The 24,625-nt window shown below is 63.6% G+C and carries 20 protein-coding genes and 3 rRNA genes; 20 read left to right on the top strand and 3 right to left on the bottom strand.

What is annotated here, in order from left to right; translation table 11 throughout:
* The first annotated feature begins 93 nt into the window (after positions 1-93).
* The 16 genes from rho (at position 94) to A5781_RS05120 (ending at position 14,959) form a co-directional block, all read left to right on the top strand.
* Positions 94-1,926: a transcription termination factor Rho gene (gene rho / locus A5781_RS05195; protein WP_067202226.1), complete on the top strand. Its 1,833-nt coding sequence runs from the start codon at positions 94-96 to the stop codon at positions 1,924-1,926.
* Positions 1,927-2,116: 190 nt separating this feature from the next.
* A complete protein-coding gene (gene rpmE / locus A5781_RS05190; RefSeq protein WP_067202335.1) occupies positions 2,117-2,353 on the top strand; it encodes a 50S ribosomal protein L31 in 237 nt (78 codons plus the stop codon).
* A 102-nt stretch (positions 2,354-2,455) separates the two neighbouring features.
* Entirely contained in the window at positions 2,456-3,529 is a 1,074-nt protein-coding gene (gene prfA / locus A5781_RS05185; RefSeq protein ID WP_067202224.1) for a peptide chain release factor 1, read from the top strand.
* Positions 3,526-4,374 carry a peptide chain release factor N(5)-glutamine methyltransferase gene (gene prmC / locus A5781_RS05180; protein ID WP_067202221.1) on the top strand — a complete coding sequence of 283 codons (849 nt, stop codon included), beginning with the start codon at positions 3,526-3,528 and terminating at the stop codon, positions 4,372-4,374. Before prfA ends, prmC begins: the two co-directional genes overlap by 4 nt.
* Positions 4,371-5,030, top strand: coding sequence for an L-threonylcarbamoyladenylate synthase (locus tag A5781_RS05175; protein ID WP_067202217.1), 660 nt, complete (start codon positions 4,371-4,373; stop codon positions 5,028-5,030). The genes prmC and A5781_RS05175 overlap by 4 nt, the downstream gene beginning before the upstream one ends.
* 25 nt (positions 5,031-5,055) lie before the next feature.
* Positions 5,056-6,273 (top strand): glycosyltransferase family 4 protein, encoded by a 1,218-nt coding sequence (locus A5781_RS05170; protein WP_156622568.1) that lies wholly within the window; start codon positions 5,056-5,058, stop codon positions 6,271-6,273.
* Positions 6,274-6,491: 218 nt separating this feature from the next.
* The gene (locus tag A5781_RS05165; RefSeq protein WP_067202214.1) at positions 6,492-6,989 is read left to right on the top strand and encodes an ATP synthase subunit I; all 498 of its coding nucleotides are present in this window, start codon (positions 6,492-6,494) and stop codon (positions 6,987-6,989) included.
* Positions 6,982-7,737 carry a F0F1 ATP synthase subunit A gene (gene atpB, locus A5781_RS05160; RefSeq protein WP_067202211.1) on the top strand — a complete coding sequence of 252 codons (756 nt, stop codon included), beginning with the start codon at positions 6,982-6,984 and terminating at the stop codon, positions 7,735-7,737. The genes A5781_RS05165 and atpB overlap by 8 nt, the downstream gene beginning before the upstream one ends.
* Before the next feature lie 84 nt (positions 7,738-7,821).
* Positions 7,822-8,070: a F0F1 ATP synthase subunit C gene (locus A5781_RS05155; RefSeq protein WP_024636915.1), complete on the top strand. Its 249-nt coding sequence runs from the start codon at positions 7,822-7,824 to the stop codon at positions 8,068-8,070.
* Between the two features lie 9 nt (positions 8,071-8,079).
* Positions 8,080-8,613, top strand: a complete 534-nt coding sequence (locus A5781_RS05150; protein ID WP_067202208.1) for a F0F1 ATP synthase subunit B — start codon at positions 8,080-8,082, stop codon at positions 8,611-8,613.
* Positions 8,614-8,619: 6 nt separating this feature from the next.
* Positions 8,620-9,960 (top strand): F0F1 ATP synthase subunit B/delta, encoded by a 1,341-nt coding sequence (locus tag A5781_RS05145; protein ID WP_067202206.1) that lies wholly within the window; start codon positions 8,620-8,622, stop codon positions 9,958-9,960.
* Positions 9,961-10,017: 57 nt separating this feature from the next.
* Complete coding sequence (gene atpA, locus A5781_RS05140; RefSeq protein ID WP_067202204.1) at positions 10,018-11,694, top strand: F0F1 ATP synthase subunit alpha; 1,677 nt, start codon at positions 10,018-10,020, stop codon at positions 11,692-11,694.
* Between the two features lie 6 nt (positions 11,695-11,700).
* Positions 11,701-12,609 (top strand): F0F1 ATP synthase subunit gamma, encoded by a 909-nt coding sequence (locus A5781_RS05135; protein WP_067202201.1) that lies wholly within the window; start codon positions 11,701-11,703, stop codon positions 12,607-12,609.
* A 22-nt stretch (positions 12,610-12,631) separates the two neighbouring features.
* Positions 12,632-14,098 carry a F0F1 ATP synthase subunit beta gene (atpD, locus tag A5781_RS05130; protein WP_067202199.1) on the top strand — a complete coding sequence of 489 codons (1,467 nt, stop codon included), beginning with the start codon at positions 12,632-12,634 and terminating at the stop codon, positions 14,096-14,098.
* 34 nt (positions 14,099-14,132) lie between these two features.
* Entirely contained in the window at positions 14,133-14,498 is a 366-nt protein-coding gene (locus A5781_RS05125; RefSeq protein ID WP_067202196.1) for a F0F1 ATP synthase subunit epsilon, read from the top strand.
* 17 nt (positions 14,499-14,515) lie between these two features.
* On the top strand, positions 14,516-14,959 hold the full coding sequence (locus A5781_RS05120; protein ID WP_067202193.1) for a DUF2550 domain-containing protein: 444 nt from the start codon (positions 14,516-14,518) through the stop codon (positions 14,957-14,959).
* A gap of 15 nt (positions 14,960-14,974) precedes the next feature.
* On the opposite strand, the gene A5781_RS05115 is transcribed toward A5781_RS05120, so the two are convergent.
* Complete coding sequence (locus tag A5781_RS05115) at positions 14,975-15,559, bottom strand: cob(I)yrinic acid a,c-diamide adenosyltransferase (RefSeq protein ID WP_067202189.1); 585 nt, start codon at positions 15,557-15,559, stop codon at positions 14,975-14,977.
* A 195-nt stretch (positions 15,560-15,754) separates the two neighbouring features.
* Between A5781_RS05115 and murA the strand changes: the two genes are divergently transcribed.
* From murA to rrf, 4 genes are all read left to right on the top strand, one after another.
* Positions 15,755-17,008: a UDP-N-acetylglucosamine 1-carboxyvinyltransferase gene (gene murA, locus A5781_RS05110; protein WP_067202186.1), complete on the top strand. Its 1,254-nt coding sequence runs from the start codon at positions 15,755-15,757 to the stop codon at positions 17,006-17,008.
* Between the two features lie 371 nt (positions 17,009-17,379).
* Positions 17,380-18,907, top strand: a 16S ribosomal RNA gene (locus tag A5781_RS05105).
* Positions 18,908-19,188: 281 nt separating this feature from the next.
* Positions 19,189-22,286 (top strand): 23S ribosomal RNA (locus tag A5781_RS05100).
* Positions 22,287-22,378: 92 nt separating this feature from the next.
* A 5S ribosomal RNA gene (rrf, locus tag A5781_RS05095) occupies positions 22,379-22,491 on the top strand.
* Together the 16S, 23S and 5S rRNA genes form the textbook arrangement of a ribosomal RNA operon.
* Before the next feature lie 60 nt (positions 22,492-22,551).
* Here rrf and A5781_RS05090 read toward each other — a convergent pair.
* Together A5781_RS05090 and A5781_RS05085 are read right to left on the bottom strand one after the other, a co-directional pair.
* Positions 22,552-23,055, bottom strand: a complete 504-nt coding sequence (locus A5781_RS05090; RefSeq protein ID WP_067202183.1) for a methylated-DNA--[protein]-cysteine S-methyltransferase — start codon at positions 23,053-23,055, stop codon at positions 22,552-22,554.
* Positions 23,052-24,548, bottom strand: a complete 1,497-nt coding sequence (locus A5781_RS05085) for a DNA-3-methyladenine glycosylase 2 family protein (RefSeq protein WP_067202180.1) — start codon at positions 24,546-24,548, stop codon at positions 23,052-23,054. Before A5781_RS05085 ends, A5781_RS05090 begins: the two co-directional genes overlap by 4 nt.
* Between the last annotated feature and the right edge of the window lie 77 nt (positions 24,549-24,625).

Genomic DNA, 24,625 nt, shown 5'->3' with positions numbered 1-24,625 from the left:
GTTGCAGAGTCGATATTTGGGCGCACTCGGCGATTTGGCTGAATGCAACGAACCCCCCGGATGACGTGATCAGCGGGGGAAGAAAGGAACTCCGTGACCGATACGGACCTGTTCACGGCTGACGCGAGCACCGACAGCAACGAGGTGCCGAGCGCTGTGACCCCAGACACACCCGATGTCAAAACCAAAGCCACGGTTGGCTCCCTGTCGACCATGGTGCTTCCCGAATTGCGCGCGCTGGCTAACGAGGTCGGCGTCAAGGGGACGTCGGGCATGCGCAAGAACGAACTCATCGCCGCCATAAAGGAAATCAGGGGACAGTCCAACGGGACGTCCGCCCCTGCCACCCCCGAGGACGGCGCAAAGTCCGACGCCGCCAGTGCTGAAGCACCGGCCGGCGAGGACCACCAGGACGGTTCGACAACTGAGGCGCCCCGCCGCGAACGGCGCAGCGCCTCCCGCGAGCCGGGATCAGCCCGCACCGGCGACGAATCGGATGGCGAGCGCTCACGCAACCGCGAGGCCAATGCGACCGGCGAGGACCGCACCCGCCAGGGCGGCAAGCGTGACAACCAGAGCGAAGAGCGCGGCCAGGACTCGGGCAGCGAGCAAAGCGATGATCGGCAGGGCTCGGGCGGCCAGCAGTCTCGCGGCGGCTCGAACCAGCAGGACGACGACGGCGAGGGTCGTGGAGGCAGGCGTGGTCGCCGCTTCCGCGATCGCAGGCGGCGCGGTGAGCGGTCCGGCGAGGGCGGCGACACCGAACTCCGCGAGGACGACGTCGTGCAGCCGGTCGCCGGAATCCTTGACGTGCTCGACAATTACGCGTTCGTCCGCACCTCCGGTTACCTGGCCGGTCCGCACGACGTCTACGTGTCCATGAACATGGTGCGCAAGAACGGCCTGCGCCGCGGCGACGCGGTGACCGGGGCGGTTCGCGTGCCGAAGGACGGCGAGCAGCCCAACCAACGCCAGAAGTTCAACCCGCTGGTCCGCTTGGACAGCGTCAATGGCGGTCCGGTCGAGGACGCGAAGAAGCGGCCCGATTTCAGCAAGCTGACGCCGCTCTACCCCAACCAGCGACTTCGTCTGGAAACCACCCCCGACCGGCTGACCACCCGGGTCATCGACCTGATCATGCCGATCGGTAAGGGCCAGCGCGCCCTGATCGTGTCGCCGCCAAAGGCCGGTAAGACGACGATCCTGCAGGACATCGCCAACGCGATCACCAAGAACAACCCGGAATGCCACCTCATGGTCGTGCTCGTCGACGAGCGCCCCGAGGAGGTCACCGACATGACGCGCTCCGTCAAGGGCGAGGTGATCGCCTCGACCTTCGACCGGCCGCCCACGGACCACACGGCAGTCGCCGAGCTGGCCATCGAGCGCGCTAAGCGGCTCGTTGAGCAGGGCAAGGACGTCGTGGTGCTCCTCGACTCGATCACCCGCCTGGGCCGCGCGTACAACAACGCGTCACCCGCGTCGGGCCGGATCCTGTCCGGTGGTGTCGACTCCACCGCGCTGTACCCGCCGAAGCGCTTCCTGGGTGCAGCGCGAAACATCGAGGAAGGCGGGTCGCTGACGATCATCGCCACCGCGATGGTCGAGACCGGATCCACCGGTGACACGGTCATCTTCGAGGAGTTCAAGGGCACCGGTAACGCCGAGCTCAAGCTGGACCGCAAGATCTCCGAACGACGGGTCTTCCCGGCGGTCGACGTGAACCCGTCCGGTACCCGCAAGGACGAGCTGCTGCTGTCGCCGGACGAGTTCGGCATCGTGCACAAGCTGCGCCGCGTGCTGTCGGGTCTGGACTCCCACCAGGCCATCGACCTGCTGATGTCGCAGCTGCGCAAGACAAAGACCAATTACGAGTTCCTGGTGCAGGTCTCCAAGACCACGCCGGGATCGATGGACAACGACTAGCCGAACCACGTTCCTCGGCGGGTCGTCACCGCGACACTTAAGCCACGTACCCGACACGCCGGCTGACGCCGCCATGGTTTAAGTTTCGGCGCAACCCATGCGGCGGGAATGCCGACGGGTACCCCGTTGTTTTGGGAGAACAGCAGTTGACCTGGCATAATCGATGCTCGACAAGATCGAAGAGGACAGCATGAAATCTGACATTCATCCCGCCTACGCGGAGACCACCGTGCACTGCGGGTGCGGAAACACGTTCCAGACCCGCAGCACCAAGCCCGGCGGCAACATCGTCGTCGAGGTGTGCTCGCAGTGCCACCCGTTCTACACCGGCAAGCAGAAGATTCTTGACAGCGGCGGCCGGGTGGCGCGCTTCGAGAAGCGCTACGGCAAGCGCAAAGGTGCCGCGGCGGACAAGACCGACAAATAGCTGCGTTGCCGACGCCCGAACTGTGCAAGAGAGCACAGGCCGGGCGTCGGTTTGCGTCTACGGCAAATGAGAACGCGGGGCTGAACGGGCAGGAGGTGACACGTGACGCAGCCGGTGCAGACCATTGATGTGCTGCTGGCCGAACACGCCGAGCTCGAGCAACGGCTGGCGGATCCCGACCTGCACAGCAATCCCGCCGAGGCGCGCAAAGCCGGCCGCCGGTTCGCCCGATTGGCCCCGATCGTCGCCACGTATCGCAAGTTGGAGTCGGCGCGCGGCGATCTGGACACCGCGCGGGAATTGGCCGCTGACGACGAGTCGTTCGCCGATGAGGTGACCGAACTCGAGTCCCGGGTCGCCGAATTGGACACCCAATTGACCGACATGCTGGCGCCGCGCGACCCGCATGACGCCGACGACATCGTGCTCGAGGTCAAATCCGGCGAGGGCGGCGAGGAATCGGCTCTGTTCGCGGCGGATCTGGCCAGGATGTACATCCGCTATGCCGAGCGGCACGGCTGGAACGTGACCGTGCTGGACGAAACGACGTCGGACCTCGGTGGCTACAAGGACGCGACGCTGTCCATCGCCAGCAAGGGCGACTCGGCCGACGGAGTGTGGTCCCGCATGAAGTTCGAGGGCGGGGTGCACCGGGTGCAGCGCGTTCCCGTGACGGAATCGCAAGGCCGCGTACACACTTCGGCGGCGGGCGTACTGGTCTATCCCGAACCCGAGGAAGTGGGCGAGGTGCAGATCGATGAGTCGGATCTGCGCATCGACGTGTACCGCTCGTCCGGCAAGGGCGGGCAGGGGGTGAACACCACCGACTCCGCGGTGCGAATCACCCACCTGCCCACCGGCATCGTGGTCACGTGTCAGAACGAACGCTCGCAGCTGCAGAACAAGACGCGTGCGTTGCAGGTGCTGGCCGCCCGCCTGCAGGCATTGGCCGAAGAGCAGGCGCTGGCAGACGCGTCGGCCGACCGCGCCAGCCAGATCCGGACCGTCGACCGCAGCGAACGCATTCGCACCTACAACTTCCCGGAGAACCGGATCACCGACCACCGAATCGGTTACAAGGCACACAATCTCGATCAAGTACTCGACGGCGACCTGGACGCGATGTTCGACGCGTTGGGCGCCGCCGACAGACAGTCCCGGTTGCAACAGGCATGAGTGTCGTGCGGCGCGCGATCGACTCCGCTGCGGCGACGCTCGCCGAAGCGGGAATCGACTCCGCCCGTTGGGATGCCGAGGAGCTGGCCGCGCACCTGACGGGTACCGAGCGCGGTCGGCTGGCCTTGCTCGAGTCGCCCGGCGACGATTTCCTCGGTCGTTACCGCGACGTCGTGGCTGCACGCTCCCGGCGGGTGCCGCTGCAGCATCTCACCGGCGCAGCCGCGTTCGGGCCCCTGATGCTGCACGTCGGCCCCGGCGTCTTCATCCCGCGTCCGGAAACCGAAGCCCTCTTGGCGTGGGTGACCCAACAACGCCTCCCCACCCGGCCCATCATCGTCGATCTGTGCACCGGTTCAGGCGCATTGGCGGTGGCACTGGCCCAGCACCACCCCGCGGCGCGGATCATCGGCATCGATGACTCCGGGACGGCCCTCGAGTACGCGCGCCGCAACGCGGCGGGCACCCCGGTCGAACTCCTGCGGGCCGACGTCACAGCCGTTGGACTGCTTTCCGAACTGGACGGCGGAGTCGACTTGGTGGTGGCCAATCCGCCCTACGTTCCCGACGCCGCGGCGGTGGAACCCGAAGTCGCCCAACACGACCCACACCATGCGGTGTTCGGCGGCCCGGACGGGATGGCGGTGATCGGCCCCATCGTCCGCCAGGCCGCACGCTGGCTTCGCCCGGGCGGCATCTTTGCCGTCGAACATGACGACACGACGTCGCCGCAGACCGTCGAGTTGGTTTGTGAGACGGGGCGTTTCGACGATGTCACGGCCCGCCACGACTTGGCCGGCCGGCCGAGATTCGTCACCGCGCGCAGAAAGGAGCGGCGCGGATGACTGAAGTCTTCGACTGCGCCGATCCCGACCAACGTTCGCGCGGAATCGCCTCGGCGGCAGGGGCGCTCAAGGGTGGCCGATTGGTCGTCATGCCGACCGACACCGTCTACGGCATCGGCGCCGACGCTTTCAACAGCGCCGCGGTGGGCGCCCTGCTGTCGGCGAAGGGGCGGGCCCGGGACATGCCGGTCGGCGTGCTGGTCGGCTCGTGGCACACCATCGAGGGTCTCGTCTACACCATGCCGGACGGGGCCCGCGACCTGATTCGCGCATTCTGGCCGGGGGCGCTGAGCCTGGTGGTGACGCAGGCGCCATCGCTGCAGTGGGACCTCGGCGACGCACGCGGCACGGTGATGCTGCGGATGCCGCTACACCCGGTCGCCATCGAGCTGTTGCGCGAAGTCGGGCCCATGGCGGTATCCAGCGCGAACGTGTCCGGCCGTCCGCCCGCGGTGGATGCCGACGAGGCCCGTAGTCAACTCGGCGACCTCGTTGACGTCTATCTCGACGCGGGGACGGCCGAGCAGCAGGCCGCCTCCACGATCGTCGACCTCACCGGTCTCGCCCCGCGGATCCTGCGGCCCGGCCCGGTGAGCGCCGAACGGATCGCCGAAGTGCTCGGGGTGGACCCCGAAAGCCTGACCGCCCAGGCCTAACCCGAGCGGTTCTCTTGCCAGGTTGGTGCAGTACGGTCTCGACGTGTCCAGCGACGTAACCAACCTCGCCAGTGGTTTGCTCGCCCTGGGTGACCGCGGGACCGGTGTCCCGCTTCGCGAGCTTGCACTCGTTGGACTGACCGCCGCCATCATCACGTATTTCGCGACCGGTCCCGTGCGCGTGCTCGCCACCCGGCTGGGCGCGGTTGCGTATCCGCGGGAACGCGACGTACACGTCACCCCGACGCCGCGCATGGGCGGGCTGGCGATGTTCCTCGGCGTTCTTTCGGCCGTCTTCCTGGCGTCCCAGCTTCCGGCGCTCACTCGCGGGTTCGTCTATTCGACGGGTATGCCGGCGGTGCTGGTGGCCGGCGCGGTGATCATGGGCATCGGCCTCATCGACGATCGTTGGGGGCTCGACGCCCTGACGAAGTTCGCCGGCCAGATCACCGCGGCGAGTGTGCTGGTCACCATGGGCGTGGCCTGGAGCGTCCTCTACATCCCGATCGGCGGGGTCGGCACCATCGTGCTGGACCAGGCCTCGTCGATCCTGCTCACGCTGGCGCTCACGGTGTCCATCGTCAACGCGATGAACTTCGTCGACGGACTCGACGGACTGGCCGCCGGGCTCGGACTGATTACCGCCCTGGCGATCTGCATGTTCTCGGTCGGCCTGCTACGCGACCACGGCGGCGATGTCCTCTTCTATCCGCCCGCCGTGATCTCCGTGGTGCTCGCGGGGGCCTGTCTGGGCTTCCTGCCGCACAACTTCCACCGCGCCAAGATCTTCATGGGTGATTCGGGCTCGATGCTGATCGGCTTGATGCTCGCCGCGGCCTCCACCACCGCCGCCGGCCCCGTTTCGCAAAACGCCTATGGTGCGCGCGACGTGTTCGCGCTGCTGTCGCCGTTCCTACTGGTGGTCGCCGTCATGTTCGTGCCGATGCTTGATTTGCTGCTGGCGATCGTGCGCCGCACCCGCGCGGGCCGCAGCGCGTTCAGCCCCGACAAGATGCACCTGCACCACCGCTTGCTGCAGATCGGTCATTCCCACCGCAGGGTGGTGTTGCTGATCTACCTGTGGGTCGGCATCGTCGCGTTCGGCGCCGCCAGCACGATTTTCTTCAATCCCCGCGATACCGCCGCGGTGATGCTGGGCGCGATCGTGGTCGCCGGCGTCGCGACGGCGATCCCCCTCATGCGCCGGCGAGACGAGTACGAAGACGAGGACTACGACAGCTAGTAGTAGTGGTGTTGCCGATATGGTACGGTGCAGGTAGAACCCCAAAAAGCCGCACAGAACGCCGGTCCATCGGACGCAGATCCGGTTGGGTCGGCTGGGGACTCACGTCGGGAGATACCCCTTGGGTGATTCCACTGTGACGTGCGATACGCTCGGCGGGCCACCGATCAGTCGGTCGGGGGACTCCCGCTCTACCAACTTGGGATTGAGGTGCTGCAGTGACGACACCAGCGCAGGACGCGCCGTTGGTGTTTCCCTCTGTTGCGTTCCGCCCGGTCCGCCTGTTCGTCCTCAGCATTGCGGTTACTGCGGTGGCAGTCATCGCCACCGGTCTGACCGGTCACGTGATGGTCGGGGTCTTCTTCGGTGTCGGGTTGCTGCTCGGTTTGCTCAACGCCCTTCTGGTGCGTCGTTCGGTCGCGTCGATCACCGCGAAAGAGCACCCGCTGAAAAGCACGATGGCGCTCAATTCTGCTACCCGGCTGGCCATGATCACGATCATCGGGCTGATCATCGCCTACATTTTCCGGCCCGCCGGCCTGGGTGTCGTGTTCGGGCTGGCGCTTTTCCAGGTCTTGTTGGTGGCATCGACGGCGCTTCCGGTGTGGAAGAAGCTGCGCGCCGGTGACTGGGCGGACGCCCATCCCTCGGACGGAGGCGGCGGCGTGATCGCGGGATCGGAAGGAACGGAAGGAAGAGGCAGCAGCGATGACTGAGACGACGTTCCTGGCCGCCGCCATCGAGGTTGGGGAACACAACCAAGCCAAATGGCTCGGGCTGACCGTCAACACCGACACGATCCTGTCGACCGCGATCGCCGCCGTGATCGTCCTGGCGCTGGCCTTCTTCCTCCGGGCGAAGATCACTTCCACCGGGGTCCCAAGCGGTGTGCAGTTGTTCTGGGAGGCCATCACCGTCCAGATGCGCGATCAGATCGAGGCCGCGGTCGGGATGCGGATCGCGCCGTTCGTGTTGCCGCTGGCTGTCACGATCTTCGTGTTCATCCTGATCTCCAACTGGCTGTCGGTGCTCCCGCTGCAGTACACCGATAAGTCCGGGCACACCACCGAACTGCTGAAGTCGGCGGCCGCGGACATCAACTACGTTCTGGCGCTGGCCCTCTTCGTGTTCGTCTGCTATCACGTGGCGGGCATCTGGCGCCGCGGCATCGTCGGCCACCCGCTCGCCGTGCTCAAGGGCCACGTGGCGTTCCTGGCACCGATCAACCTCGTCGAAGAGCTCGCCAAGCCGATCTCGTTGTCGCTCCGACTTTTCGGCAACATCTTCGCCGGCGGCATCCTGGTCGCGCTGATCGCGCTCTTCCCGCCGTACATCATGTGGGCACCCAACGCGATCTGGAAGGCCTTCGACCTGTTCGTCGGGGCGATCCAGGCGTTCATCTTCTCGATCTTGACGATCCTCTACTTCAGCCAAGCCATGGAGATCGAGGAACACCATGACTGAGCCCACCATGAATCGCTTTGTCCCACACACCATTACAGAGGCCTGGTAGACCGCTACCAGCTATCAAGGAGGATAAGAATGGCTCTGGACCCCCAAGTCGCTGCCGCTGCTCTCATCGGCGGTGGACTCATCATGGGCGGTGGCGCGATCGGCGCCGGTATCGGTGACGGTATCGCCGGTAACGCGCTGGTATCCGGCATCGCCCGGCAACCCGAGGCGCAAGGCCGGCTGTTCACGCCGTTCTTCATCACCGTCGGTCTGGTTGAGGCGGCCTACTTCATCAACTTGGCGTTCATGGCGCTGTTCGTCTTCGCCACACCCGTCGGCACCTAACCCGCTGTGATGGGTGACGCGAGCCTGAGCGTTCTGGCATCCAGCCAGGTGATGGCAGAGGGAGGCAACAACTTCCTCGTCCCGAACGGCACTTTCTTCTTCGTTCTGGCCATCTTCCTGATCGTGCTGGCCGTCATCGGCACGTTCGTCGTGCCGCCGGTCATGCGGGTGTTGCGCGAGCGGGACGCCATGGTTGCCAAGACGGCTGCCGACAACAAGAAGGCCGCTGAGCAGTTCGACGCCGCCAAGGCCGACTACGAAGAGGCTTTGACGGAGGCCCGGGTTGAGGCGTCGTCGTTGCGGGACAATGCCCGCGCCGAAGGCCGTAAGGTGGTCGAAGACGCGCGCGCCCGTGCCGAGCAACAGGTGATGTCGACGTTGCAAATGGCCTCCGAGCAACTGAAGCGGGAGAGAGACTCCGTGGAACTGGATCTGCGCGCCAACGTGGCGGCCATGTCGGCGACGCTGGCCAGCCGGATCCTGGGCGTCGAGGTGGTCCCGGCCACCGCTGCCACGTCCGCAACCGGGAAACCTGGACGGTAATCGCGCATGTCGACATTCATCGGACAGTTGATCGGGTTCGCGGCCATCGTGTTACTGGTCGTGCGGTACGTCGTGCCGCCGGTGCGTCGTCTGATGGCCGCTCGTCAAGAGACCGTGCGCCAACAGTTGAAAGACTCTGCGGCAGCGGCAGATCGGTTGACCGAGTCGACCACGGCCCACAGTAATGCCGTGGAATCCGCCAAGACGGAAGCCGAACGGCTCGTCGAAGAGGCCCAGACGGACGCCGGCCGCCTCGCCGAACAGTTCCGGTCCCAGGCCGACGTCGAGTCCGAACGCATTACCACACAGGGCGGCCGCCAGGTCGACCTGCTGCGCACCCAGCTGAGCCGCCAGCTTCGCCTGGAACTCGGTCACGAAGCTGTCCGCCAGGCGGGCGAGTTGGTGCGTAACTACGTCGCAGACCCGGAGCAGCAGTCGGCCACCGTCGATCGGTTCCTGGAAGATCTCGAAGAGATGGCGCCGGCACCCGCCGAGGTTCAGTATCCGCTGTTGACGAAGATGCGCTCGGCCAGTCGGCAAGCAGTGGTCAGCCTGGTCGAGCGGTTCGGCGACATAGCCAAAGACCTTGACAACAAGGCGCTTTCCACGGTGTCCGGCGAGCTCGTCTCGGTCGCCGAAATGCTGGACCGCGAGATCGTTGTCACCCGGTATCTCACCGTGCCAGCCGAGGACGCGACGCCCCGGGTACGGTTGATCGAGCGCCTGGTCTCGGGCAAGGTCTCCGACGCCACACTCGACGTTCTCCGGCTGGCCGTCTCGGAGCGGTGGTCGGCCAACTCCGATTTGATCGACGCCATCGAGCACATCTCGCGGCAGGCGTTGCTCGAAGTCGCCGAACGTGAGGACAAGGTCGACGACGTCGAAGACCAGTTGTTCCGGTTCTCCCGCATTCTTGACGCGCAGCCGCGACTCGCCATCCTATTGGGCGACTACGGTGTGCCGGTGGAAGGCCGAGTTGGGCTGCTGCGCAACGTACTTGACAGCGCGAGCGGCAGGGTCAACCCAATTGTGGTGTCGCTGCTGACGCACACCGTCCAGCTGCTAAGAGGTCGGTCGGCCGAGGAGGCCGTTCAGTTCTTGGCACAAGTTGCGGTGGCACGCCGGGGTGAAATCGTCGCCCAGGTCAGCGCGGCGGCCGAACCCAGCGATGCCCAGCGGTCTCGCCTCACCGATGTGCTCGGCCGTATTTACGGTCACCGGGTGACGGTGCAGCTAGAGATCGATGCCGAACTCCTGGGCGGCCTGCTTATCTCCGTGGCCGACGAAGTGATTGACGGGACACTCGCTTCTCGCCTTGCCGCGGCAAAGGCTCAATTGCCCGACTGACACCATCAATCAGCACAAGCACACGCGAACGAAGATCAAGTAGGAAGACGAAAAGCCATGGCCGAGTTGACAATCTCCGCTGATGACATCCAGAGCGCCGTCGAGGAGTACGTAGGCTCTTTCGCCTCCGACACCTCCCGCGAAGAGGTCGGTACCGTAGTCGACGCCGGGGACGGCATCGCGCACGTCGAAGGGCTGCCCTCCGTCATGACCCAGGAACTGCTCGAGTTTCCGGGCGGGGTCCTCGGCGTCGCACTGAACCTCGACGAGCACAGCGTCGGCGCGGTGATCCTCGGTGACTTCGAGAAAATCGAAGAGGGCCAACAGGTCAAGCGCACCGGCGAGGTCCTGTCCGTCCCCGTCGGCGACGCATTCCTGGGGCGCGTCGTCAATCCGCTCGGGCACCCCATCGACGGTCGGGGAGACATCGACACCGACATCCGACGCGCCCTGGAGATCCAGGCGCCGTCCGTGGTGCAGCGGCAAAGCGTCAGCGAGCCGCTGCAGACCGGCATCAAGGCCATCGACGCGATGACGCCGATCGGACGCGGCCAGCGGCAGCTGATCATCGGCGACCGCAAGACCGGCAAGACCGCCGTCTGCGTCGACACCATCCTCAACCAGCGGGAGAACTGGGAGAGCGGCGACGAAAAGAAGCAGGTCCGCTGCGTCTACGTGGCCATCGGCCAGAAGGGCACCACGATCGCTTCGGTCCGGCGTGCGCTCGAAGAGGGCGGCGCGATGGACTACACCACCATCGTCGCGGCGCCGGCATCGGACTCCGCGGGCTTCAAATGGCTTGCGCCGTACACGGGTTCGGCGATCGCCCAGCACTGGATGTACGACGGCAAGCACGTGCTGATCGTCTTCGACGACCTGAGCAAGCAGGCCGAGGCGTACCGCGCGATCTCACTGCTGCTGCGCCGCCCGCCGGGCCGCGAGGCGTACCCCGGTGACGTGTTCTACCTGCACTCGCGGCTGCTGGAGCGCTGCGCGAAGCTCTCCGACGAACTTGGGGGCGGTTCGCTGACGGGTCTGCCGATCATCGAGACCAAGGCCAACGACATCTCGGCCTACATCCCGACCAACGTCATCTCGATCACCGACGGCCAGTGCTTCCTGGAGTCCGACCTGTTCAACCAGGGTGTGCGGCCGGCCATCAACGTCGGTGTGTCGGTGTCCCGCGTGGGCGGTGCGGCGCAGATCAAGGCCATGAAAGAGGTGGCCGGCTCGCTGCGTCTGGACCTGTCGCAGTACCGCGAACTGGAATCGTTCGCGGCCTTCGCTTCGGACCTGGACGCCACCTCCAAGGCGCAGCTGCAGCGCGGTGAGCGGCTGGTCGAGCTGCTCAAGCAACCGCAGTACCAGCCCATGCCGGTTGAGGAGCAGGTGGTTTCGATCTTCCTGGGCACCGGCGGTCACCTGGACTCGGTGCCGGTCGAGGACGTCAGGCGCTTCGAAACCGAGTTGCTGGACCACATGCGGGCATCGGAAGAGAAGTTTCTGGCCGGTATCCGCGACAGCGGAAAGCTTTCCGAAGAGGGCGAAAATCAGCTGACCGAGATCATCAACAAGTTCAAGAAGGGATTCGCGGCCACGGGCGGCGGATCGGTGGTGCCCGACGAGCACGTCGAGCCTCTGGACGAGGAAGATCTCGAAAAGGAGTCGGTCCAGGTCAAGAAGGAGAAGCCGAAGGACAAGAAGGACTCCAAGAGCGGCAAGGACAAGAAGTAGCTAACGATGGCAGCCACACTTCGCGAACTACGCGGCCGGATTCGCTCGGCGGGGTCGATCAAGAAGATCACCAAGGCCCAGGAGATGATCGCGACATCGCGCATCGGCAAGGCGCAGACCCGGCTGCAAGCCGCCAGGCCCTACGCGCTCCAGATCACGGCGATGCTCACCACCCTGTCGTCGGAAGCCGCCCTTGATCACCCTTTGCTGGTCGAACGGGAAGAGCCCAAGCGGGCCGGCGTCGTCGTGGTGTCCTCCGACCGCGGTCTGTGCGGCGCCTACAACTCCAGCATCTTCCGTCGATCCGAGGAGCTGTTCTCCCTGCTGAGGGAGGAAGGCAAGACGCCGGTCGTCTACACGGTTGGCCGTAAGGCGCTGAACTACTTCAAATTCCGCAACTGGGACATCACCGACTCGTGGACGGGCTTCTCCGAGCAACCCAGCTACGAAAACGCCGCGGAGATCGCCTCGACCCTGGTTGAGACGTTCATGAAGGGCGCAGGCGACGAGGAGTCACAGGACGACCAAGGCGTGGACGAACTGCACATCGTCTACTCGGAGTTCAAGTCGATGATGTCGCAGGCCGCGGTGGCCCACCGCATCGCTCCGCTGGTCGTGGAGTATGTCGAAGACACCGAGGAACTTCACACGCTGTACTCGTTCGAGCCTGACGCGACAACGCTTTTCGAGTCGTTGCTGCCGCGGTACGTGACGACCCGCGTCTACGCCGCGCTGCTCGAATCGGCGGCATCTGAGCTCGCGTCGCGCCAACGAGCGATGAAGTCGGCGACCGACAATGCGGACGACCTGATCAAAGAACTGACGCTGATGGCGAACCGCGAGCGGCAGGCTCAGATCACCCAAGAGATCAGCGAAATCGTCGGCGGTGCAAACGCACTCGCCGACGCCAAGTAGCACACGAGGAAGAAGAAAAGATATGGCTGCTACTACCGAAGCAACAGAAAAGACCGATAAGTCCACCAACTCCGAGACCAGCGGCCGCGTGGTACGGATCACCGGCCCCGTGGTCGACGTCGAGTTCCCGCGTGGATCCGTGCCTGAACTGTTCAACGCGCTCAACGCCGAGATCACGTTCGAGGAACTCAAGAAGACCCTCACGCTGGAGGTCGCACAGCACCTCGGCGACAGCCTGGTTCGCACCATTTCGTTGCAGCCCACCGACGGCCTGGTCCGCGGCGTCGAGGTCACCGACAGCGGCAAGCCGATCTCGGTGCCGGTCGGCCAAGAGGTGAAGGGTCACGTCTTCAACGCGCTCGGGGACTGCCTGGACAAGCCGGGATACGGCGAGGACTTCGAGCATTGGTCGATCCACCGCAAGCCCCCGGCCTTCGAAGAGCTCGAGCCCCGTACCGAGATGCTCGAAACCGGGCTCAAGGTCGTCGACCTGCTGACCCCGTACGTGCGTGGTGGCAAGATCGCGCTGTTCGGCGGTGCCGGCGTGGGCAAGACGGTGCTCATCCAGGAGATGATCAACCGTATCGCCCGCAACTTCGGTGGTACTTCGGTTTTCGCCGGCGTGGGCGAGCGCACCCGCGAGGGCAACGACCTTTGGGTTGAGCTCAAAGAAGCCGACGTGCTCAAAGACACCGCGCTGGTGTTCGGTCAGATGGACGAGCCGCCCGGCACCCGTATGCGGGTGGCGCTGTCGGCGCTGACGATGGCGGAGTGGTTCCGCGACGAGGCCGGCCAGGACGTGCTGCTGTTCATCGACAACATCTTCCGCTTCACTCAGGCGGGTTCCGAGGTGTCGACACTGCTCGGCCGTATGCCGTCGGCCGTGGGCTACCAGCCCACGCTGGCCGACGAGATGGGCGAGCTGCAGGAGCGCATCACGTCGACCCGCGGCCGCTCGATCACGTCGATGCAGGCGGTCTACGTGCCCGCCGACGACTACACCGACCCCGCGCCGGCGACGACGTTCGCGCACCTGGACGCGACCACCGAGCTGTCGCGTTCGGTGTTCTCCAAGGGAATTTTCCCCGCGGTGGACCCGCTGGCATCGAGCTCGACCATCCTGGACCCGAGCATCGTTGGTGACGAGCACTACCGCGTGGCGCAGGAGGTCATCCGAATCCTGCAGCGGTACAAGGACCTCCAGGACATCATCGCGATCCTCGGTATCGACGAGCTGTCGGAAGAGGACAAGCAGCTCGTTCAGCGCGCACGACGCATCGAGCGGTTCCTCTCGCAGAACATGATGGCGGCCGAGCAGTTCACGGGTCAGCCGGGTTCGACGGTGCCGCTGAAGGAGACCATCGAGGCGTTCGACCGCCTGACCAAGGGCGACTTCGACCACATACCGGAGCAGGCGTTCTTCTTGATCGGTGGCCTCGACGACTTGGCCAAGAAAGCCGAAAGCTTCGGCGCCAAACTGGATTCCTGAGGACTGAGTCAAAGGCTGTGAAGGGCACTGTGGCATGGCGGATTTGAATGTTGAGATAGTCGCCGTAGACCGGAAGATCTGGTCGGGTGAGGCGACTTTCCTGTTCACCCGCACCACCGTCGGCGAGATCGGCATCCTGCCGCGGCATATCCCGTTGGTAGCGCAATTGGTCGACGACGCAATGGTGCGCGTCGAGCGAGATGGCGAAGACGATCTGCGGGTCGCCATCGAAGGCGGTTTCCTGTCGGTCACCGAGGAGACGGTCACGGTCCTGGCCGAGTCCGCCGCATTCGAATCTGAGATCGACGAAAGCGCCGCCAGGGAGGAATCTGAGTCCGACGATCCGCGCATCGCGGCGCGGGGGCGCGGCAGATTGCGCGCCGTCGGCGCGATCGACTAGCCGCCCCGGACAAGAGGATGAGCGCGCCCATGGTCGGCATGGTCGTGCTCGTCATTGTCCTCGCGGGCGCGGTCGTCGCGCTGAGTTATCGGTTGTGGAAGCTGCGTCAGGGCGGCACGGCGGGGATCATGCGGGACATCCCCGCGGTCGGAGGTCACGGCTGGCGTCACGGCGTGATTCGTTACCGCGGCGGTGAGGCGGCGTTCTACCGACTCTCCAGCCTGCGTTTGTGGCCGGACCGTCGACTCAGCCGCCGGGGAGTGGAAATTGTCGCCCGGCGTGCGCCGCGCGGCGACGAATTCGACATCATGACCGACGAGATCGTCGTGGTGGAGCTGCGCGACACGACGCAGGACCGCAGGACCGGTTACGAGATCGCGCTGGACAAGGGCGCTTTGACGGCCTTCCTGTCCTGGCTGGAGTCCCGTCCGTCACCACGCGCCCGTCGCCGCAGCGTTTAGGCCTTGTGCCGCAGGCTAACCCGGGGTCGGCGCGCCTCCGCCGGGTTTCCACAACACGTCGCCGTCGGGATTGGCCGCGCGTGCCAGGATGAAAAGCAGATCCGAGAGGCGGTTCAGGTATTTCGCCGGAAGCACGTTGATCTGCTGCGGCGCGGCATCGATCGCCGCCCAGGCCGATCGTTCCGCTCGACGGACGATCGTGCGGGCAACGTGCAACAGCGCCGACAACGGCGAACCGCCCGGGAGCACAAAGGAATTCAGCGCCGGCAGGTGCTCGTTATATTTGTCACACCAGCCCTCCAGTCGATCGATGTAGGGCTGGGTGATTCGCAACGGGGGATATTCGGGGTTTTCCACCACCGGGGTCGACAGGTCCGCGCCGGCGTCGAACAGGTCGTTCTGGATCTGCCGCAGTACGCCGGCGGTTTCCTCGTCGGGCTGCCCCAAGGCGATCGCGACGCCGATCGCCGAGTTGGCCTCGTCGCAATCGGCGTACGCGACCAGACGAGGGTCGTTCTTGGAGACCCGCGAGAAGTCACTCAATCCCGTCGTGCCGTCGTCACCGGTTCGCGTATAGATCCGGGTCAGGTGTATCGCCATGAGCAAAACGGTACTGCGGCCCGGGTAGGCATGGAGCCTCGGCTGACTGCTTGACTCGCCCCCTCGCCGTCCCCCGCGAGCGGGCGGTGCTCCCAGCGCGGCTGGGGGGTGTCGCTCCTCACTCCGCTCGGCGGAGCGCATCGTCGTCAAGCGGGCTGACTGACAAGCCGATACCGCTTCACTAGACTGACGCGGGTGGCTGAGCGATTCGTGGTGACCGGCGGCAACCGGTTGTCCGGCGAAGTCGCAGTGGGGGGCGCCAAAAACAGCGTGCTCAAGCTGATGGCAGCGACCCTGCTGGCCGAAGGCACCAGCACCATCACCAACTGCCCCGACATCCTCGACGTGCCGTTGATGGCCGAGGTGTTGCGTGGGCTCGGCGCCACCGTGGAGCTCGACGGCGATGTCGCCCGCATCACCTCACCGGACGAGCCGAAATACGACGCCGATTTCGCTGCGGTGCGACAGTTCCGCGCGTCGGTCTGCGTGCTTGGGCCGCTGGTCGGTCGGTGCAAGCGCGCCAGGGTCGCGCTGCCGGGCGGTGACGCGATCGGGTCTCGTCCGCTGGACATGCACCAGTCGGGCCTGCGCCAACTGGGCGCGCAATGCAATATCGAGCACGGCTGCGTCGTCGCCCAAGCCGACACGTTGCGCGGTGCGGAGATTCAGCTCGAGTTTCCGTCGGTGGGAGCCACCGAAAACATCCTGATGGCCGCCGTCTTGGCCGAGGGCGTAACCACAATCCACAACGCGGCGCGCGAACCCGATGTCGTGGACCTGTGCAACATGTTGAATCAGATGGGCGCGCAGGTCGAAGGTGCGGGTTCGCCGACCATGACCATCACCGGCGTCCCCCGGCTACACCCGACCGAGCACCGTGTGATCGGTGATCGCATCGTCGCCGCCACGTGGGGCATCGCGGCCGCGATGACCCGAGGCGACATTTCGGTGACGGGGGTCGACCCCGCCCACCTCCAGGTGGTGCTGCATAAACTGCACGACGCCGGCGCGACGGTCACCCAAACGGACAACAGCTTCCGGATCACGCAGTACGAGCGCCCCAAGGCCGTCAACGTCGCGACGCTGCCGTTCCCCGGGTTCCCGACCGACCTGCAGCCGATGGCTATCGCCCTGGCGTCGATCGCCGACGGCACGTCGATGATCACGGAAAACGTTTTCGAGGCGCGCTTCCGCTTCGTCGAAGAAATGATCCGGTTGGGCGCCGACGCCCGCACCGACGGGCACCATGCCGTCGTACGAGGTCTGCCCCAATTGTCGAGCGCCCCGGTGTGGTGTTCGGATATTCGGGCCGGTGCCGGCCTGGTGTTGGCGGGGCTCGTGGCGGACGGTGACACCGAGGTCCACGACGTCTTCCACATCGATCGCGGCTACCCCTTGTTCGTCGAAAACCTGGCGATTTTGGGAGCGGAGATCGAGCGGGTAGAGTAACCAAAGTCAGTGCCCCGCAGGGCCGGTCGCCACACCAGGCGGTCGACACCCCGGGCGCTTGACTCCCTCGCTGGATTGGTACTAGCCTGGCACGGCTGCTCCCGAAACGGTCTATGGAAGACCAAAACTGGGAGTTGACTCCACTGCCGGACTTGTATTAAGCTGGCAGGGTTGCCCCAAAACGGGCGAAACAAGTGTTGTTTGAGAACTCAATAGTGTGTTTGGTTTTTATTATTTGTTGTTGTTTTTTTGGCCATACCTAGCACTCCCCGTGTGTGGGTATGGCAATTTTTGATGCCAGTTATTTGGTGTCTTTTTGTTAGGTCAGATTTTCTCTGATTTGAAATTCACCTCGTTATGCGAGGAGATTTTGTTTGGAGAGTTTGATCCTGGCTCAGGACGAACGCTGGCGGCGTGCTTAACACATGCAAGTCGAACGGAAAGGCCCCTTCGGGGGTACTCGAGTGGCGAACGGGTGAGTAACACGTGGGCAATCTGCCCTGCACTTCGGGATAAGCCTGGGAAACTGGGTCTAATACCGGATAGGACCACTTGGCGCATGCCTTGTGGTGGAAAGCTTTTGCGGTGTGGGATGGGCCCGCGGCCTATCAGCTTGTTGGTGGGGTGATGGCCTACCAAGGCGACGACGGGTAGCCGGCCTGAGAGGGTGTCCGGCCACACTGGGACTGAGATACGGCCCAGACTCCTACGGGAGGCAGCAGTGGGGAATATTGCACAATGGGCGCAAGCCTGATGCAGCGACGCCGCGTGGGGGATGACGGCCTTCGGGTTGTAAACCTCTTTCACCATCGACGAAGGCTCACTTTGTGAGTTGACGGTAGGTGGAGAAGAAGCACCGGCCAACTACGTGCCAGCAGCCGCGGTAATACGTAGGGTGCGAGCGTTGTCCGGAATTACTGGGCGTAAAGAGCTCGTAGGTGGTTTGTCGCGTTGTTCGTGAAATCTCACGGCTTAACTGTGAGCGTGCGGGCGATACGGGCAGACTAGAGTACTGCAGGGGAGACTGGAATTCCTGGTGTAGCGGTGGAATGCGCAGATATCAGGAGGAACACCGGTGGCGAAGGCGGGTCTCTGGGCAGTAACTGACGCTGAGGAGCGAAAGCGTGGGGAGCGAACAGGATTAGATACCCTGGTAGTCCACGCCGTAAACGGTGGGTACTAGGTGTGGGTTTCCTTCCTTGGGATCCGTGCCGTAGCTAACGCATTAAGTACCCCGCCTGGGGAGTACGGCCGCAAGGCTAAAACTCAAAGGAATTGACGGGGGCCCGCACAAGCGGCGGAGCATGTGGATTAATTCGATGCAACGCGAAGAACCTTACCTGGGTTTGACATGCACAGGACGCGTCTAGAGATAGGCGTTCCCTTGTGGCCTGTGTGCAGGTGGTGCATGGCTGTCGTCAGCTCGTGTCGTGAGATGTTGGGTTAAGTCCCGCAACGAGCGCAACCCTTGTCTCATGTTGCCAGCGGGTAATGCCGGGGACTCGTGAGAGACTGCCGGGGTCAACTCGGAGGAAGGTGGGGATGACGTCAAGTCATCATGCCCCTTATGTCCAGGGCTTCACACATGCTACAATGGCCGGTACAAAGGGCTGCGATGCCGCAAGGTTAAGCGAATCCTTTTAAAGCCGGTCTCAGTTCGGATCGGGGTCTGCAACTCGACCCCGTGAAGTCGGAGTCGCTAGTAATCGCAGATCAGCAACGCTGCGGTGAATACGTTCCCGGGCCTTGTACACACCGCCCGTCACGTCATGAAAGTCGGTAACACCCGAAGCCAGTGGCCTAACCCTTGGGAGGGAGCTGTCGAAGGTGGGATCGGCGATTGGGACGAAGTCGTAACAAGGTAGCCGTACCGGAAGGTGCGGCTGGATCACCTCCTTTCTAAGGAGCACCACGAAAAACATCCCAATTGGTGGGGTGTAAGCCGTGCGGGGTTCTCACCTGTAGTGGGTGAGGGCCGGGTGCACAACAGCAAATGATTGCCAGACACACTATTGGGCCCTGAGACAACACTCGGCCAGTCCGTGTGGTGTCCCTCCATCTTGGTGGTGGGGTGTGGTGTTTGAGTATTGGATAGTGGTTGCGAGCATCTAAACGGATGCGTTGCCGGCAACGGTCGCGTGTTCGTTAAAATGTGTAATTTCTTTTTGATTTTTGTGTGTATGTAAGTGTCTAAGGGCGCATGGTGGATGCCTTGGCATCGAGAGCCGATGAAGGACGTGGGAGGCTGCGATATGCCTCGGGGAGCTGTCAACCTAGCTTTGATCCGAGGATTTCCGAATGGGGAAACCCAGCACGAGTGATGTCGTGTTACCCGTATCTGAATATATAGGGTGCGGGAGGTAACGCGGGGAAGTGAAACATCTCAGTACCCGTAGGAGAAGAAAACAATTGTGATTCCGTCAGTAGTGGCGAGCGAACGCGGAACAGGCTAAACCGCACGCATGTGTAACCGGGTAGGGGTTGTGTGTGCGGGGTAGTGGGATTGATATGTCTCAGCTCTACCTGGCTGAGGGGTAGTCAGAAAGTGTCGTGGTTAGCGGAAGTGGCCTGGGACGGCCCGCCGTAGACGGTGAAAGCCCGGTACGCGAAAACCCGGCACCTACCTTGTATCAACTCCCGAGTAGCAGCGGGCCCGTGGAATCTGCTGTGAATCTGCCGGGACCACCCGGTAAGCCTAAATACTTCTCGATGACCGATAGCGGATTAGTACCGTGAGGGAATGGTGAAAAGTACCCCGGGAGGGGAGTGAAAGAGTACCTGAAACCGTGTGCCTACAATCCGTCAGAGCCTCCTTGTGGGGTGATGGCGTGCCTTTTGAAGAATGAGCCTGCGAGTCAGGGACACGTCGCGAGGTTAACCCGTGCGGGGTAGCCGCAGCGAAAGCGAGTCTGAATAGGGCGCATCCCCTTTGGGGTGTAGTGGCGTGTTCTGGACCCGAAGCGGAGTGATCTACCCATGGCCAGGGTGAAGCGCGGGTAAGACCGCGTGGAGGCCCGAACCCACTTAGGTTGAAGACTGAGGGGATGAGCTGTGGGTAGGGGTGAAAGGCCAATCAAACTCCGTGATAGCTGGTTCTCCCCGAAATGCATTTAGGTGCAGCGTTACGTGTTTCACCACGGAGGTAGAGCTACTGGATGGCCGATGGGCCCTACTAGGTTACTGACGTCAGCCAAACTCCGAATGCCGTGGTGTATAGCGTGGCAGTGAGACGGCGGGGGATAAGCTCCGTACGTCGAGAGGGAAACAGCCCAGATCGCCGGCTAAGGCCCCTAAGCGTGTGCTAAGTGGAAAAGGATGTGCAGTCGCAGAGACAACCAGGAGGTTGGCTTAGAAGCAGCCACCCTTGAAAGAGTGCGTAATAGCTCACTGGTCAAGTGATTGTGCGCCGATAATGTAGCGGGGCTCAAGCACACCGCCGAAGCCGCGGCAACCGCAAGGTTGGGTAGGGGAGCGTCCCCCATGCAGCGAAGCTACCGGGTAACCGGTGGTGGAGTTTGGGGGAGTGAGAATGCAGGCATGAGTAGCGATAAGGCAAGTGAGAACCTTGCCCGCCGTAAGACCAAGGGTTCCTGGGCCAGGCCAGTCCGCCCAGGGTGAGTCGGGACCTAAGGCGAGGCCGACAGGCGTAGTCGATGGACAACGGGTTGATATTCCCGTACCCGTGTGTGGGCGTCCCTGACGAATCAGCGGTACTAACCACCCAAATGGTGGTCTATCAATCCCTTCGGGGAGCGAGGATCGCCGGCTGCGTGGGACCTTCGCTGGTAGTAGTCAAGCAATGGGGTGACGCAGGAAGGTAGCCGTACCAGTCAGTGGTAATACTGGGGCAAGCCTGTAGGGAGAGCGATAGGCAAATCCGTCGCTCATTAATCCTGAGAGGTGATGCATAGCCGATTGAGGTGAATTCGGTGATCCTCTGCTGCCAAGAAAAGCCTCTAGCGAGCACACACACGGCCCGTACCCCAAACCGACACAGGTGGTCAGGTAGAGAATACCAAGGCGTACGAGATAACTATGGTTAAGGAACTCGGCAAAATGCCCCCGTAACTTCGGGAGAAGGGGGGCCGGAATACCGTGAACACCCTTGCGGTGGGAGCGGGATTCGGCCGCAGAAACCAGTGGGTAGCGACTGTTTACTAAAAACACAGGTCCGTGCGAAGTCGCAAGACGATGTATACGGACTGACGCCTGCCCGGTGCTGGAAGGTTAAGAGGACCCGTTAACCGTAAGGTGAAGCGGAGAATTTAAGCCCCAGTAAACGGCGGTGGTAACTATAACCATCCTAAGGTAGCGAAATTCCTTGTCGGGTAAGTTCCGACCTGCACGAATGGCGTAACGACTTCCCAACTGTCTCAACCATAGACTCGGCGAAATTGCACTACGAGTAAAGATGCTCGTTACGCGCGGCAGGACGAAAAGACCCCGGGACCTTCACTACAACTTGGTATTGGTGTTCGGTACGGTTTGTGTAGGATAGGTGGGAGACTGTGAAACCTCAACGCCAGTTGGGGCGGAGTCGTTGTTGAAATACCACTCTGATCGTATTGGACACCTAACGTCGAACCCTTATCGGGTTCACGGACAGTGCCTGGCGGGTAGTTTAACTGGGGCGGTTGCCTCCTAAAATGTAACGGAGGCGCCCAAAGGTTCCCTCAACCTGGACGGCAATCAGGTGTTGAGTGTAAGTGCACAAGGGAGCTTGACTGCGAGACTTACAAGTCAAGCAGGGACGAAAGTCGGGACTAGTGATCCGGCACCCCCGAGTGGAAGGGGTGTCGCTCAACGGATAAAAGGTACCCCGGGGATAACAGGCTGATCTTCCCCAAGAGTCCATATCGACGGGATGGTTTGGCACCTCGATGTCGGCTCGTCGCATCCTGGGGCTGGAGCAGGTCCCAAGGGTTGGGCTGTTCGCCCATTAAAGCGGCACGCGAGCTGGGTTTAGAACGTCGTGAGACAGTTCGGTCTCTATCCGCCGCGCGCGTCAGAAACTTGAGGAAACCTGTCCCTAGTACGAGAGGACCGGGACGGACGAACCTCTGGTATACCAGTTGTCCCACCAGGGGCACGGCTGGATAGCCACGTTCGGACAGGATAACCGCTGAAAGCATCTAAGCGGGAAACCTTCTCCAAGATCAGGTTTCTCACCCTTTTAGAGGGATAAGGCCCCCCGCAGACCACGGGATCGATAGGCCAGACCTGGAAGCCCAGTAATGGGTGTAGGGAACTGGCACTAACCGGCCGAAAACTTACCAACACGCAATCGCAACCACTTTTCAGTTCCAGCGACTATTAGTCGCGGGACGCTCTGACGCCACACCCCCCACCGAAACCAAATTTAAATAGAGTTACGGCGGCCACAGCGACAGGGAAACGCCCGGTCCCATTCCGAACCCGGAAGCTAAGCCTGTCAGCGCCGATGATACTGCCCATCCGGGTGGAAAAGTAGGACACCGCCGAACATACACAAAAACACCCCCGGCAACGGGGGTGTTTTTGCATTCGCTGATGCCAGCGCTTTCCTAGTCGAATAGTGTCAGAGCCGAATTCACCGACGCGCGTTTCTTTTCCAATGCGAGCAGCGTTCGCTTTCGGTCGAGGCCGCCGCCGTAGCCGGTGAGGCTGCCGTTTGCGCCGATGACGCGGTGGCAGGGGATGACAATCGCGATCGGGTTGTGGCCATTGGCCAATCCCACGGCGCGTGCGGAGCCGGTAGCGCCGATCTGTTCCGCGATTTGTCCGTACGATCTGGTTTCGCCGTAAGGGATAGTCCGAAGGGCCTCCCACACGCGCCGCTGAAATGCGGAGCCGCGCAGCTCGAATTCGAAATCGAACTCCGTGAGTTCGCCCTCGAAATAAGCGTTGAGTTGCTCAGTGGCCTCGTTGAATGCGGCCGGATTCGGGGCCCAGCCGGTGCGGCTCGGCTCGTAGGTCTGGTCGACCATCCGAAGCATGGTCAGAACCGAGTCCTGGCCGGCTAGGGTCAGCGGCCCGATCGGGCTGTCGATGGTGCGGTACTCGATCATGCGACCTCCTGTGGTGGCCATTGGTTAACCGGATGCTCGAGGGTGGTCCAAAGGTATTGGGTGGCGTAGGAGCGCCAAGGGCGCCACTGGATGCCATGGGCGACCAGGGCACGTTCGCCAATCGGCAAGCCCAGCTGCTTGGCGGCCAGGCGAAGGCCAAGGTCGGTGGCGGGGAATGCGTCCGGGTCACCGAGGCCGCGCATTGCAATCACCTCAGCGGTCCATGGGCCTACTCCGGGCACGTCCAGCAATTGCCTGCGGGCGGCTTCCCAGTCGCTCCCGCTGTCCAGGACGATACTGCCGTCGGCGAGGCCGGCGACCAGTGCGTTCAGGGTCCGGCGCCGGGCTCTGGGGACCGCCAAGTGGACGGGGTCGATCTCCGCGAGCTGCTCCGCTGACGGGAAGGTGTGGGTCAATCCGCCGTCGGGGTCCGCGACCGGCTCACCGTATGCCGCGACCAGGCGACCGGCGTGGGTTCTGGCCGCCTTGGTCGACACCTGTTGACCGAGGACCGCGCGCACGGCCAGCTCGGCCTCGTCAACGGTGCGCGGAACGCGTTGGCCGGGCGCCTTGGCCACCACGGGGGCCAGGTACGGGTCACCGGCCAGCGCGTCGTCCACCGCCTCGGGGTCGGCGTCGAGATCCAGCAGCCGCCGACAGCGGGCGATCGCCGTCGTCAGGTCACGGAAGTCGTCGAGGGTGAGCACACAGCGGACGTGGTCGGTCGCCGGCGTCAGGGCGACCACGGCGCTGCCGAACGGAAGGCGCAGGCTGCGTCGGTATGCACCGTCGCGGATCTCCTCGCAGCCGGGCACCGTTCCGGCGGCGAGATGACCGAAGACGCCCTCGTAGGCGAATGGCGTGCGCACCGGCAGCCGCAGGCTGACCGTCCCCGCCGAAGCGGCTCGGAATTTTCCGGCCCCCGATGGATCCGCGGCGCGCCGGCGCAGCTCCGTCGGCGCATTGTCGAAGACGGAGCGCACCGTGTCGTTGAACTGCCGAATGCTGGAAAACCCCGAAGCGAACGCGATGTCGCCGAACGGCAGGTTCGTGGTCTCGACGAGCAAGCGGGCGGTCTGCGCGCGTTGAGCGCGGGCCAGCGCGAGCGGGCCGGCGCCGACCTCGGCGTGCAACAGCCGCTCAAGCTGGCGGGTGGTGTAACCGAGATGGGCCGCTAGACCGCCGACACCTTCACGGTCTACCGTGCCGTCGGCGATGAGCCGCATCGTCCGTGCAACGACGTCACCACGCACGTTCCATTCCGGTGATCCTGGAGACGCGTCGGGACGGCACCGCTTACATGCCCGGAATCCTGCGCGCTGAGCAGCGGCGGCGGTCGGGTAGAACCGGACGTTGCGAGCGAAAGGCGGCCGCACCGGGCAGCTGGGCCGGCAATAGATGCCGGTTGTCAGTACCGCCGTGACGAACCAGCCGTCGAACCGGGCGTCCTTGGACTGGACGGCGCGGTAGCAGCGTTCGAAGTCTTCGTGCACGCTTCAAGACTTACACCCGCCCGCCGACAAAACTGGCGGAAAAACGACATCGTAGTGGGGACGGGTCAGGAGCCCTG

Origin of the sequence: Mycobacterium sp. 852002-30065_SCH5024008 (assembly GCF_001665645.1) — a bacterium.
GTDB classification, from domain to species: Bacteria; Actinomycetota; Actinomycetes; order Mycobacteriales; family Mycobacteriaceae; genus Mycobacterium; species Mycobacterium paraffinicum.
This window is presented reverse-complemented; position numbering and strand designations above follow the sequence as displayed.